12 protein-coding genes and 1 tRNA gene are annotated in these 12,308 nt (G+C 31.4%); 7 read left to right on the top strand and 6 right to left on the bottom strand.

All coding sequences use genetic code 11. The features are described from left to right. Positions 1 to 57 precede the first annotated feature (57 nt). The 6 genes from OQH62_RS03775 to mog are packed head-to-tail and all read left to right on the top strand — an operon-like array spanning position 58 to position 7,350. Positions 58 to 1,725 carry a 30S ribosomal protein S1 gene (locus OQH62_RS03775; protein WP_266013985.1) on the top strand — a complete coding sequence of 556 codons (1,668 nt, stop codon included), beginning with the start codon at positions 58 to 60 and terminating at the stop codon, positions 1,723 to 1,725. A 1-nt stretch (position 1,726) separates the two neighbouring features. Then, complete coding sequence (locus OQH62_RS03770; RefSeq protein ID WP_266014069.1) at positions 1,727 to 2,251, top strand: hypothetical protein; 525 nt, start codon at positions 1,727 to 1,729, stop codon at positions 2,249 to 2,251. Beyond that, positions 2,248 to 3,831: a phosphoglycerate dehydrogenase gene (gene serA, locus OQH62_RS03765; protein WP_266013983.1), complete on the top strand. Its 1,584-nt coding sequence runs from the start codon at positions 2,248 to 2,250 to the stop codon at positions 3,829 to 3,831. Before OQH62_RS03770 ends, serA begins: the two co-directional genes overlap by 4 nt. 25 nt (positions 3,832 to 3,856) lie before the next feature. Further along, complete coding sequence (gene abc-f / locus OQH62_RS03760; protein ID WP_266013980.1) at positions 3,857 to 5,785, top strand: ribosomal protection-like ABC-F family protein; 1,929 nt, start codon at positions 3,857 to 3,859, stop codon at positions 5,783 to 5,785. A gap of 35 nt (positions 5,786 to 5,820) precedes the next feature. Beyond that, positions 5,821 to 6,801, top strand: a complete 981-nt coding sequence (corA, locus tag OQH62_RS03755) for a magnesium/cobalt transporter CorA (RefSeq protein ID WP_266013977.1) — start codon at positions 5,821 to 5,823, stop codon at positions 6,799 to 6,801. Positions 6,802 to 6,813: 12 nt separating this feature from the next. Further along, on the top strand, positions 6,814 to 7,350 hold the full coding sequence (gene mog / locus OQH62_RS03750) for a molybdopterin adenylyltransferase (protein ID WP_266013974.1): 537 nt from the start codon (positions 6,814 to 6,816) through the stop codon (positions 7,348 to 7,350). A 1-nt stretch (position 7,351) separates the two neighbouring features. On the opposite strand, the gene OQH62_RS03745 is transcribed toward mog, so the two are convergent. The 3 genes from OQH62_RS03745 to murA all read right to left on the bottom strand — a co-directional run bounded on the left by OQH62_RS03745 (position 7,352) and on the right by murA (position 9,896). Continuing rightward, positions 7,352 to 7,426: transfer RNA gene (locus tag OQH62_RS03745), tRNA-Gly, on the bottom strand. 44 nt (positions 7,427 to 7,470) lie between these two features. After that, positions 7,471 to 8,643, bottom strand: a complete 1,173-nt coding sequence (locus OQH62_RS03740) for a molybdopterin molybdotransferase MoeA (RefSeq protein ID WP_266013972.1) — start codon at positions 8,641 to 8,643, stop codon at positions 7,471 to 7,473. Continuing rightward, the gene (murA, locus tag OQH62_RS03735) at positions 8,640 to 9,896 is read right to left on the bottom strand and encodes a UDP-N-acetylglucosamine 1-carboxyvinyltransferase (protein WP_266013969.1); all 1,257 of its coding nucleotides are present in this window, start codon (positions 9,894 to 9,896) and stop codon (positions 8,640 to 8,642) included. The genes OQH62_RS03740 and murA overlap by 4 nt, the downstream gene beginning before the upstream one ends. A 75-nt stretch (positions 9,897 to 9,971) precedes the next feature. Between murA and OQH62_RS03730 the strand changes: the two genes are divergently transcribed. Beyond that, positions 9,972 to 10,832, top strand: coding sequence for a DMT family transporter (locus OQH62_RS03730; RefSeq protein WP_266013966.1), 861 nt, complete (start codon positions 9,972 to 9,974; stop codon positions 10,830 to 10,832). Here the strand turns inward: OQH62_RS03730 and OQH62_RS03725 are convergent. The 3 genes from OQH62_RS03725 to OQH62_RS03715 form a co-directional block, all read right to left on the bottom strand. After that, positions 10,829 to 11,410: a C39 family peptidase gene (locus OQH62_RS03725; protein WP_266013963.1), complete on the bottom strand. Its 582-nt coding sequence runs from the start codon at positions 11,408 to 11,410 to the stop codon at positions 10,829 to 10,831. The genes OQH62_RS03730 and OQH62_RS03725 overlap by 4 nt on opposite strands. 3 nt (positions 11,411 to 11,413) lie before the next feature. Beyond that, positions 11,414 to 11,614, bottom strand: coding sequence for a nucleoid-structuring protein H-NS (locus OQH62_RS03720; RefSeq protein ID WP_266013960.1), 201 nt, complete (start codon positions 11,612 to 11,614; stop codon positions 11,414 to 11,416). Between the two features lie 113 nt (positions 11,615 to 11,727). Beyond that, a complete protein-coding gene (locus OQH62_RS03715; protein ID WP_266013957.1) occupies positions 11,728 to 12,255 on the bottom strand; it encodes a nucleoid-structuring protein H-NS in 528 nt (175 codons plus the stop codon). Positions 12,256 to 12,308: the final 53 nt, after the last annotated feature.

Here is a 12,308-nt window from a genome sequence, read left to right as displayed (position 1 = left end):
TACACAAAAATAAGATATAATAGAAGCATATTATATTGTCTTAAGAAAAGGAAAATGATGAGCGGGGTGAATAAAAAGATTCAAAGCAACGCAGATGATTATCTTGAAGATGAGGATTTTGGGCAGCTTTTAGAAGAATTTGATAGAGAAAAACAGGAAGCTGTTACTGAAGGTGTGATTGTAGATATCAGGAATGATGAAGTTTATATAGATATAGGCAGAAAATCAGAAGGTATTTTGCCACTTAGTGAAATTCAAGATGAAAACAATACAATGTCATTTGGCGTTAATGACACCATAAAAGTTGCTATTATAGGTTCTCGTGGTGGAAAATCTCTCCTCTCTCATATGAAAGCTTTAAGAAAAGAGAAAGTAGCTAAATTTATAGAAAATTATAAAGATGATGAAATTATTTTAGAAGTAAAAGTTACTGGTAAAAACAAAGGTGGGCTCGTAGTTATTAATGAAGATGATGTAGAATTTTTCTTACCGAAGTCTCAATATGGTTTTAAAGAAATGAGTAATAGTCTTGGTAAAAAATTTAAAGTAAAGATTATTAAAATTGATAAAGAAGAGCAAAGCATTATTGTGTCTCGTAAAAAAATTCTTGACGATGAGAGAAAAAAACGTAAAGAACTTATTGATATGATTTCTCAACAACAAGGTGCCATTCAAGGTATAGTAAAAAAAATTACCACTTATGGTATGTTTGTCGATGTTGGCGGTGTTGATGGACTTGTACATTACAGTGAGATTTCATATAAGGGACCTGTAAATCCTAGTATGTTATACAAAGAAGGCGATAAGGTACCTGTCAAGGTTATAAAATATGACAAAGAACGCAAGCATTTATCTTTATCAATTAAAGCTGCTTTGCCTGATCCTTGGAGCGAAATTAAAGATAACTTAGAAGTAGGTGATACTATTAAGGTTATTGTCTCAAATATTGAACCTTATGGTGCTTTTGTGGATTTAGGAAATGATATAGAGGGTTTTTTACACATTAGTGAAATCTCTTGGGATAAAAATATTAAAAATCCCAAAGATTATATTTCTAAAGGACAGGAAATTGATGTAGAAGTGATAGAAATAAATTCAAATGAAAGAAGATTAAGAGTGTCTTTAAGAAATTTACTTGCCAAACCTTTTGATATTTTTGTAAAAAACCATAAGCTTGGTGATATTGTAAATGGCGTCATTACTTCAACGACTTCTTTTGGTGCTTTTGTGAAGCTTGAAGGTATAGAAGGACTTTTGCATAATGAAGATGTTTCTTGGAATCGCAATGATAAGTGTAAAGATTTGTTTAAAACAGGAGAACAAGTAAGGGTTAAGATTATCAAAATTGATGAGGAAAATCAAAAAATATCTTTAAGTGTTAAAGAGCTTAGCGAAAGTCCAATTCAAGAATATGCCAAAAATCATAAATTAGGCGATATGGTTAAAGGAAAAATTCGCGACATTAAGGATTTTGGAGTCTTTGTAGAATTAAGTAAAAATGTCGATGCTCTTATTCATAAAGAAGATATTAGTGTAGCAAAATTTGAGAATTTAAACCCCGGTGATGATATTGAAGCTGTAATTATTTTTATTGATGAGAAAAAAAATAGAATTCGTTTAAGTATTAAGAATCTTGTAAAATTAAAAGAACGTGAGGATTTAAACAGGATTAACAACGATGATAAAATAACATTAGGTGATGTCATCAAAGACCAATTATCTTAATATGAAGCAGTACTTGAGTATAGGTATTTTAATCGTTTTATTGCTTGTTTTATGTGTTGTTGTTTTTTTATTGCTTTGGAATTTTCGGACAAATCCTGATTTTACATCTAACCTTACCGCAAAAATAATCAACGAATATAACAATATAAATCAAAATAAAATAGTTGAAAAAACCTGGCAGGAAAAACTTATCGAATTACCTCAACGTAATTTTACTCCTGCCGCTGAGCAGTTTATGTTGCATTTTGATATAGACACAAGCGAGCTGACAGAGAAAACAAAATATTATCAGTTGATTGTTAATAAATATGACATCTATTCTCTTTTTTGTTTAAAACAGGTTTTAAACTCTTTCGAAGTCAAATATTTTTTGTTAAAATCCAGAGAGAGTCCTGAAATTTTTATCGATTTAGACAGTACTCCTGAAATTTTTATAAATACAGAGAATAGAAATTTGATTGAAGAAATTATTGAAGAATTGAAAAAATATAAAATTAATGCTAAAGCAAAGGAAATATGGCTATGAAAAAAAAAATTATAATATGTGATGCTATTTTAGATACTGGAATAGAGCTTTTAAAAAAGGATGAAAATACAGAACTTATTGAAGCTCAAAAGATACCAAAAGATAAACTTTTAGAATTATTAGCTGATGTAGATGTTGCTATCACTAGGAGCTCTACTGATGTAGATGTGCAATTTTTAAATCACGCAAAAAAGCTTAAAGCCTTAGTACGTGCTGGGGTAGGCGTAGATAATGTTGATGTGGCAGAATGTTCTAAACGTGGCGTTATAGTGATGAATGTCCCAACAGCAAATACTATTGCTGCTGTTGAACTTACAATGACGCATCTTCTTACTTCTGCAAGAAGTTTTGTAAATGCACATAATTTCTTAAAAATTCAAAGGAAATGGGAGAGGGAAAGATGGTACGGTATTGAACTTAAAGGGAAAACTTTGGGAATTATAGGTTTTGGCAATATAGGCTCAAGAGTGGGGATTCGTGCTAAAGCTTTTGGAATGAAAATTCTCGCTTTTGATCCTTATATTAGTTCTTCTAAAATTACAGATTTGGATATGCAACAAGCTAAAACTTTAGATGAAATTCTTATTCAAAGCGATTTTATTACCATACATACTCCAAAAACAAAAGAAACAAATGCAATGATAGGGGTAAAGGAACTTGCTAAGATGAAAAATGGCGTGCGTTTAATTAATTGTGCAAGAGGCGGACTTTATACCGAAGAAGCTTTGTGCGAGGGTTTGAAAAATGGTAAAATAGCTTGGCTTGGAATCGATGTTTTTGACAAGGAGCCAGCGACGGACAATCCTCTTTTGGAATTTGAAAATATTTCTGTAACTTCCCATCTAGGAGCTAATACCTTAGAAAGTCAAGAAAATATTGCAAAACAAGCCTGTGAACAGGCATTAAGTGCTGCTAGAGGTGTGGCATACCCAAATGCTTTAAATTTACCGGTTAAAACTGAAGATTTACCGCCTTTTGTCGAGCCTTATATAGAACTTGTTTCAAAAATGGCATTTTTAGCTACGCAAATTGATAAAAATGTCATTAAAAGTATTAAATTAGAAGCTGAAGGTATAATAGGAGAATATGTAAATTCTATGCTTGCTTTTGCAGTTGTTGGTGCATTAGGTGGAATTTTAGGCGAAAAGATCAATTATGTAAATGCTGAATTTGTCGCTAAAGAAAAAGGTATAAAATTACATTGTGAAACTTTGCCAAACAGTGGCTATAATAATAAATTAAGCGTAAAAATTGTTACAGATAATTCGCATACTAGTGTTTCTGGTACCGTTTTTAATGAAAACGAACAAAGAATTGTTGGTTTTGATGGCTTTAAAACAGACTTCAAACCAAAAGGGAAAATGATTATTTTTAAGAATAAAGATGTACCCGGAGTCATTGCTAAAATAAGTTCAGTTTTAGCTTCTAAAAATATTAATATAGCAGATTTTAGACTTGGTAGAGACGGCTTTGGAAGTGCTTTAGCAGTAGTTTTAGTTGATGAGAAAGTACAAAGAGAAGTACTTGATGAGCTTGATGAGCTTGAAGTATGTATTTTTGTACGCTACGTTGAGATTTAGTCTTTTACATTCTAAAAGCATATAAATGGCATTGATTGATTTAAGAAATGCAAGTAAAAAATTCGGTGAAAAAATTGTTTTAGAACAAGTCAATTTTAGTGTTCAGGAAAATGAAAAAATCGCTATTATTGGAAAAAATGGTGAAGGAAAATCAACCTTTTTAAAAATTCTTTTAGGCTCACTCGCTCTTGATGATGGCAGAATAATACGACAAAACAACAAAAGCATAGCTTTTTTAAATCAAAATGTTGAATTTGAAAAAAGTATTAGTATTAATGAGCTTATTCAACAAGAACTCAATGAAATTTATTCAAGTTTAGCACAATACAATCTTTTACAAGAGAAATTAGCCAAGGAACCAGAAAATACTCTCTTATTGAAAGAAATTGACAGAGTAATAGCTTTTATAGAAAGTAAAGATGCTTGGAATATAGAAGTTAAAATTGATAGAATTTTAAAAGAATTTGGGCTTTTAGATTTTAAACAAAGTCCCGTTTGCACTTTAAGCGGAGGAGAAATTCGGCGTATAGGACTTTGTATTTTATTACTTCAAAATCCTGATATTTTATTACTTGATGAACCTACGAATCATCTTGATATTGCTATGACAGACTTTTTAGAAAAAATATTAAAATCTTCAAAAATGTGTGTTATTTTCATCTCTCACGACAGACATTTTATAGATACCGTAGCTGAAAAATGCGTGGAGCTTGAAGCTGGAAAAATAACCGTTTTTCAAGGTGGTTATATGCAGTATTTAAATAAGAAAAATCAGCTTTTGCAAAGTCTTACTAAAAGTTATGAGACACTTTTAAAGCATTTAAAAAGCGAGGAAGAATGGTTAAAAAGAGGCGTTAAGGCACGACTGAAAAGAAACGAGGGTCGTAAAGAGCGAATTTTAAAAATGAGAGAGCAGGCAAAGAAAAATCCTAATGAGATTAAAAAATTAAGACTTGAACTTTCAAGGGCTGCTTTGAATGCAAATTCAGAAAACAAATTCAATCGTAGAAAAATGCTTTTTGAGTTAAAAAATGTTAGTAAAATTATAGCTAAAAGAGTACTTTTTAAGGATTTTAATGCACGAATTTTACAAGGTGAGCGTATAGCTATAGTTGGAAAAAATGGTTGTGGAAAATCGACTTTTTTGAAAATGCTTTTAGGGCATATGCAAGATTATGACGGGGAAATACAACGTGCAGAACTTGAAATGGGGTATTTTGATCAAGCAAAAAGTCTTATTAATACAAACAAAACTTTGCTTGAAATTTTTTGTCCAAATGGTGGCGACAGAGTCCAGATTGGAGAAAAAAATATGAACATTTATGGGTATTTAAAGAGCTTTTTATTTCCTAAAGAATTTTTACAAACAAATGTTGGTGTTTTAAGTGGTGGTGAGAAAAGTCGCCTAGCTTTAGCTTTACTTTTTACAAAGAAATATGATGTACTTATTTTAGATGAGCCGACAAATGATTTGGATCTTGCTACTATTAACATTTTAGAAGAGTATCTTTTAGACTTTAAAGGTGCTATTTTGTTTGCATCTCACGATAGATATTTTGTAGATAAGATTGCCAACAAAATGTATATTTTTGAAGATGAAAATATAGAAATTGTACACACATCATATACCGAATATTTAGAATTGAAAGATGATTTAGATGGGTTTGAGTATTTTGTAAGCACTCTTAAAAATGAGAAAAATACTAAATTAAACTTAAAAGAAAAAAAGACTCAAAAACTCAGTTACAAAGAAAATGAAATTTTAGAAAAATATCCTGATCAAATTGAGAATTTAGAACGAGAAATTGTTTCTTTAAATTCACAGCTTTATGAGACTAAGGAATATACTGATAGAGACATTGTTGCTGTTTATGAAAGATTGCAACAAGCTCAAAACAAATTAGAGAGTTTAGAAAAAGCATATTTTGAAGTTTTAGAAAAAACAAATTTTTAAGTAAAACAAAGTTATAATAGTAAAAAAGGGAAAAAATGCTTTATATTTATGTAAAAACTGAAAATGCTTTAGTACAAAGAATCAATTTTAAATTAGAAAATGAAAGTTTGCCTGATAATATCTTATGGATCGATTTACTTCATCCAAGTAGCGATGAAATTGCTTTTATTTCTTCTTGTTTTAATCTTGAATTTCCAAGTAAAGAAGAAAGAGAAGAGATAGAGCTTAGTTCAAAATATTGGGAAGACAGTACTACTATTACTATCAATGCACATTTTTTAGTAAGAGCCTTTAAAGAATATGAAAATAATAATTCCATAGATCTTAATACAGAAATTGTAAGTTTTGTTAGCACAAAAAATATTTTATTTACTATAAGATATAATGAATTTAGCACTTTTGAAGAAATTCAAGCACGGATTTTAGTAAGTCCTAAAAATTTTGAAGATGGTTTTGATATTATCGATAAAATTTTTGAAGTGAGAGTAGAGAAAGATGCTGATTTGCTTGAGTTAGTTGATAAAGAAGCAAGAAGACTTCGCATTAGCGTTTTAGAAAAAAAGAATGAATACAGCTATGATGAAATGCTTAAAGATATTTCAAGTCTCCAAGAGCTTAATATGCGTGTGCGAGATTCTCTTTTTGATAAGAGACGCGCTATGACTTCTTTACTTAAGAGCGATAAGATAGATAAAGATATAAAACAAAATCTTACTATAGTTTTAAAAGATTTAAATTCGCTTGTGGAATTCAGTGTTTCCCAGCTTAATATTTTAGATAATATCCAAACAATTCTTGCCTCTCAAATTAATATAGAACAAAATAAAACAATTAAACTTTTCACTGTTGCAACTGTAGCTATGATGCCGCCGACTTTAATAGGTACTATATATGGAATGAATTTCAAATTTATGCCTGAACTTGGATTTTATTATGCGTATCCTATTGTGCTTTGTGTGATGCTGATCTCTATTATTTTGCCAGTGATTTTTTTTAAGAAAAAAGGTTGGCTTTAAAAAGGAATTCAAATGCAAATCATTACAATAGGCATACTTACATTAAGCGATAGAGCAAGTAGTGGAGTATATGAAGATAAAGCTACTCCAGAAGTACAAAGGGTATTAAATTTATATATAAAAAACGACATTATTTATCATAAGGAACTCATACCCGATGAATATAAAAATATCGTTCAAAAATTATTTTTTCTTGCTGATGAAAAAAAATGTGATTTAATTATTACAAGTGGGGGTACAGGGCCTGCTTTACGTGATGTAACTCCGGAGGCTACTGAAAAAGTTTGTGATAAAATGTTGCCCGGTTTTGGTGAATTAATGCGTCAGGCAAGTTTGCAATTTGTTCCCACTGCTATACTTTCAAGGCAAAGTGCTGGAATTCGCGGAAAATCTTTAATTCTTAATTTACCGGGCAATCCTAAAGCTATATCGCAATGCTTGGAAGCTGTATTTTCCGCTATACCTTATTGTATAGATTTAATAGGTGGTGCTTTTATAGAAACAAATGAAGAAATAATTAAAGCTTTTCGTCCTAAAAAGAAAGAATAAATGGAGCGGGAAACGAGATTCGAACTCGCGACCCCAACCTTGGCAAGGTTGTGCTCTACCCCTGAGCTATTCCCGCAAGAATATCAATTATAGTGTATTTGGCTTTTTTTGTCAATTTATTTACAACATTAAAAGTTCAATCTCATCATCGATTTTTAATTCACTTAGCTTTTCGTCGCTGATAAGTAAAAAAGTACTTTGGATTAATGGTTTTATCATAGCAGGACTATATTTGTGTTCATTTGTGGGAAAGAAAATACCATCGATTACATTTCCCAAAATACAATTATTTCTTCCACTTTTAACTTGCAAATTCATTCCCATTTTAGCTTTAAATTTGAGATTTTTATTGCGATTTCCGCTTAATATACAAGCTATATGAAGTCCAAAAATAAAGCAGGATAAAAAGGCTGACATAGGATTTCCGGGCAAAAGCAAAACTAAAAGAGTGTTTTTTTGATACAATTTTGTCGGGCTTATTGGACGTGCTTTTACTCCTTGAAAAAGAAGGTTGAAATTAAGTTCATTTAAAGCTTGTTCCATAAAGTCAGCTTCACCAACACTTGCTCCACCACTGCTTAAAAGCAAATCAAAATGCATATTATCTAAAGCTTCTTTTGTGGTTTGCAACTCGTCTTTTATAATACCAAGATAACTAAGCTCAAAGCACGGATTTTCAAGCAAAGCATTTAAAGCAAAAGCATTTGCATTATAAATACTTTTTTCATCACACTCCTGCCAAGGTTCTTTAAGTTCATCACCACTTGAAAAAACTCCTATGCGAATTTTTCTTTTTACTACAATCTTATAAATTCCTTGTGCAGCAAGTAAAGCTATCATAGCACTGTTGAGTTTTGTATGCTTGCTAAGCAAAAGTTCATTTTTTTTGATTTCCTCGCCTTTGTATCTGTAAGCATTATATTGTTGTACATCTTTGCTGATAAGGAGTTTGCTGTTTTCTAATTTCTCATCTTCAATCCTAAGTATAGTATCTGCATTTTTTGGCATTAAAGCACCTGTCATTATTTTGTAGCATTGACCTTCTTTTAAGGTATAAGTTCTTTTATCGCCAGCAAAAATAGTCCCTTGTATTTCTAAAGCTTTATGTTTGTCTGCAAAATTAAAAGCATAGCCATCAAGTGCTGAATTATCAAAACTTGGTACATCTTTTCTTGCAAATATATCTTCAGCTAAGATACGACCTTTTGCTTGTTCAAGGGAAAGCAGTTCAAAGCCATCTACTGCTTGAATATGTTTTTGTAAAAAATCTAAAATTTCATATATATTTTTCATTCTTGTAGCCTTGTAATTTTTGCTCCCAAATTGCTAAGTTTTGTTTCTAAATTTTCATATCCTCTATCTAAATGGTAAATTCTATGGATTCTACTTGTGCCTTTGGCAGCCAAAGCCGCTAAAACAAGAGCCGAAGAGGCTCTTAAATCTGTTGCCATAACATCAGCTGCATTTAATTCTTTCGTGCCAACTATAGTTGCAATGTGCCCATTGAGTTTAATATCAGCCCCCATTCGTAGAAGTTCGCTCACGTGCATAAAACGATTTTCAAAAAGCCTTTCGTCAATAATGCTTGTTCCATTGGCTTTTAATGCTAAAGCCATAAATTGCGCTTGCATATCTGTTGGAAAACCCGGGTATTCACTTGTAAGAATTTCAACAGCCTTTATTTTTTCAGCTGGAAATAAAGTCAGAGTATTTCCCTCATTGAAAGTTCGAAATCCCATTTGATGGAGTTTTGCTATAATGGCGTTGAGATGGTTTATATTGATGTTTTCTAAAGTAATTTGAGAATTTACAATTGCTCCAGCACAAAGATATGTTCCAGCTTCAATTCTATCAGGTATAACAGTGCAATCTTTAAAATGCAGTAATTCACCATATGTACCTTCTATTTCAAGCTCATTTGTTCCTATGCCTTTTATCTCAAGCCCTGAATTTGCTAAAATTTCGCAAAGCTGTACTACTTCGGGTTCTTTTGCCGCATTAATAAGTCTTGTTTTTCCTCTTGCTAAAGCAGCAGCCATAATGATATTTTCACTTCCTGTAACTGTAATTTTATCAAAAATGATTTCAGCACCTTTTAAAGTCCCGCTTGCAACAACATACCCTTGTTGAATTTGTATTTTCGCTCCCATTTTTTCAAGAGCAGACAGGTGTAAATCAATAGGTCTTTGTCCTATGGCACAGCCTCCAGGAAGTGATACCTCGCAGTGTCTAAAACGTGAAAGTAGAGGTCCTAAGGTGAGTATAGAAGCTCTCATCTTTCGTACTATGTCATATTTGGCTATGGTTTGATTAAGTGTGCTTGTATCTAAAAGAACTTGAGAGTCTTGAAAAAATGTTTTTGCTCCTAAATTTTGGAGTAATGAAAGTAAAGTTTTAATATCAGCCACATTGGGGACATTATTTATCCGCACTTCATTTTTTGCCAAAATGCTTGAAACTATAAGAGGTAAGGCGGCATTTTTTGCACCGCTAATGCGAACTGTGCCGTTTAAAGAATTATTGCCTTGTATTTCTAAGTAGGTCATCATTTTCCTTATAATAAAATATAATTATAGCTTAAATCTCAAAAATAATGTATAATTTAACTTGAAAGGAAATATGTGCTAGGTGTGTTTTTAGTTCTAAGCGGAGGGATTTCTTGGGCTATTTCTGGAATTTTAGCAGAATATCTTTTCAAAAATTATTACACAGTCGAATGGATAAGTTTTTGCCGCCTCTTTTTCAGTGGAATTTTTTTAAGTCTTTTAAGTATTAAAAAAAGGAATTTGAGACTTTTTCTCTCAAAAGAAGAAAGTTTTTCCTTAGTCTTTTTCGCTTTTTTTGGTCTTTTACTCACCCAATATAGTTATTTTAAAGCTATTTCTTATACAGATGCGGGAACAGCTACGATGATACAATACAGCGCTCCTTTGTTTATTATGCTTTTTCTTTGTTTTAAAGAGAAAAAATTTCCAAAGAGAGATGAAATTATTGCTTTGTTTTTGATATTTGTAGTGTTATTTTTTCTTGCTAGTGGTGGGGATTTTAAATCACTTAATGTAAATTTTTTAGGCTTAGTATGGGGGATTATCGCAGCTTTTGGTATAGTGTTTTATTCTTTAAGCGCAAGAACTCTTTTTCAAAAATATGGACTTTTTTGTGTTATGGGTTTTGCAAGTCTCATATCTTCTTTATTTCTTTTTATTTTACTTGGTCCAAAACTTTTTGAATATCAATTCAGTTTTGATTCTTTTTTGGCAATGGGTGGTATAATTTTTATAGGTACTATAATGGCATTTTGCCTGTATCTTAAAGGTTTAGAATATATAGGAGCTGTAAAAGCAAGTATGATAGCTTGTATAGAACCTGTTGCTGCGGCTTGTATGAGTTTTTTCTTTTTTCAAACTCCTTATACTTGGCTTGATGTTTTTTCTTTTGTTCTTATCATAATAAGCGTACTCTTAAATGCAAGAAAAAGTTAGAATCCTCTTTTGTTTTTATCCAGTAAAAAACTACCAAAAAAGAAAGGTTTTTGTAGGTTATAATTAGTAAATTTCTTTGGCACAACAACAAGAACAAAACCTTTTTTCTTGCCCCATAGAGAGTAAAATTCGTTTTTCGTAGCAATATAAACACCGAAATTTGGATCAGTAATAGAAACAAAATCACCTTGTAAATTTTGCACTACAACAAAATGGGGATATCTTGGATCTTTTTCTATCTTTGCTATCACAGGTAAAGTAAGAAATTCAAATTCTTTAGTATCAAGCTCATAACCATCGCTTTCAAAGCCAAGTTTTAAAGCTGTATTTTTAAGCTCTAAAAAAGAAAGCATACTAGTCTTGTTTTGTAAAACTTTGAGAATATCTGCTTCGCTGTATTGTTTAAAAGAAAAAAGATTAAGCAGATTTGCCAGACTTGAAGTCCCGCAAGATTCTTCATATTTTTGACGAATAAATTTTTCATTCTTTAACTCACTCATCGATTTGACTATAAAATCAGCATTTGCAGTACTAAGAATAAAAAAACAAAGTGAGAGTGTATATTGTATTTTACTCACTGCTTAAAATTTCCTCCACAAGCTTAAAGAAACAACAGAATTTGGTGCAGAGGAAGAACTACTTGAAGCACCTGAAATTGACAGGGCACTCCTGTCGGTTAAACTATAAGTAAATCCTAAAGAAAGAGTAGGAATGGAATAATTTTGAGTGTATTTTGTACCATTGTGTTTGCTTGCTTCTTGAAAGCTTTGTTGAAAACCCAAATCAAGCGAAACCTTAGGACTAAGAATTACAGAGCCATTAAACCCTGCAAAAAGAGCATTTCCAAAGTTAATCTTTCCTGCATTAAAATATAAATTAGCATTATATGCTATTCCTACATAGCAACCAAAGGGTCTGTATATCTTTTTAGAGCAAATTGCAAGGAAGCTGATTTAGCAGTAAAATTTTTCTTTTCATCAAGCATTTTTATACGATCAAACAAGCTAAAATCAAAAGAAAATTGAGGAATGAAATCCCTAATACTTGAAGTCGTATAAATAAAACCCAGATTGAAAGAATTGAATTCCAAAGTATCGCTTGTTGCTCTAGCTCCAGTTACCGTTCTATAATCACTACTCACATAACTTCCTCTAGCACTCAAGCTTAGATCAAAGCTTTTGTGTAGAGAATAAACCAAAGTTTGACGCAAGGAAAGTTGGCGGTTGTCTGTATAGTTTTTGCCATCATTATAAGCACTGACATAAGGATAGGTTTTGTAAAAATCAGTATTGCCACTGCTGATGTATTCTAAAGTGCTAATGCTTCTTAGTCCTAATTGTCTTTTAAACAAGCTGTCTATTGTAATAGGGTCAGAAGCGAAACTATGCAGAGTACAAAGCAAAAGAAGAATGATTTTTTTCATTTACAAATTCCTTATTTGAGTGATTTAAGTACAAAAAATCTATCAAATTTTTA

Source organism: Campylobacter sp. MIT 21-1684 (assembly GCF_026241315.1).
Classification (GTDB): domain Bacteria; phylum Campylobacterota; class Campylobacteria; order Campylobacterales; family Campylobacteraceae; genus Campylobacter_D.
The sequence above is the reverse complement of the archived record's forward strand: the minus strand, read 5'-3'. Positions and strand labels throughout refer to the sequence as shown.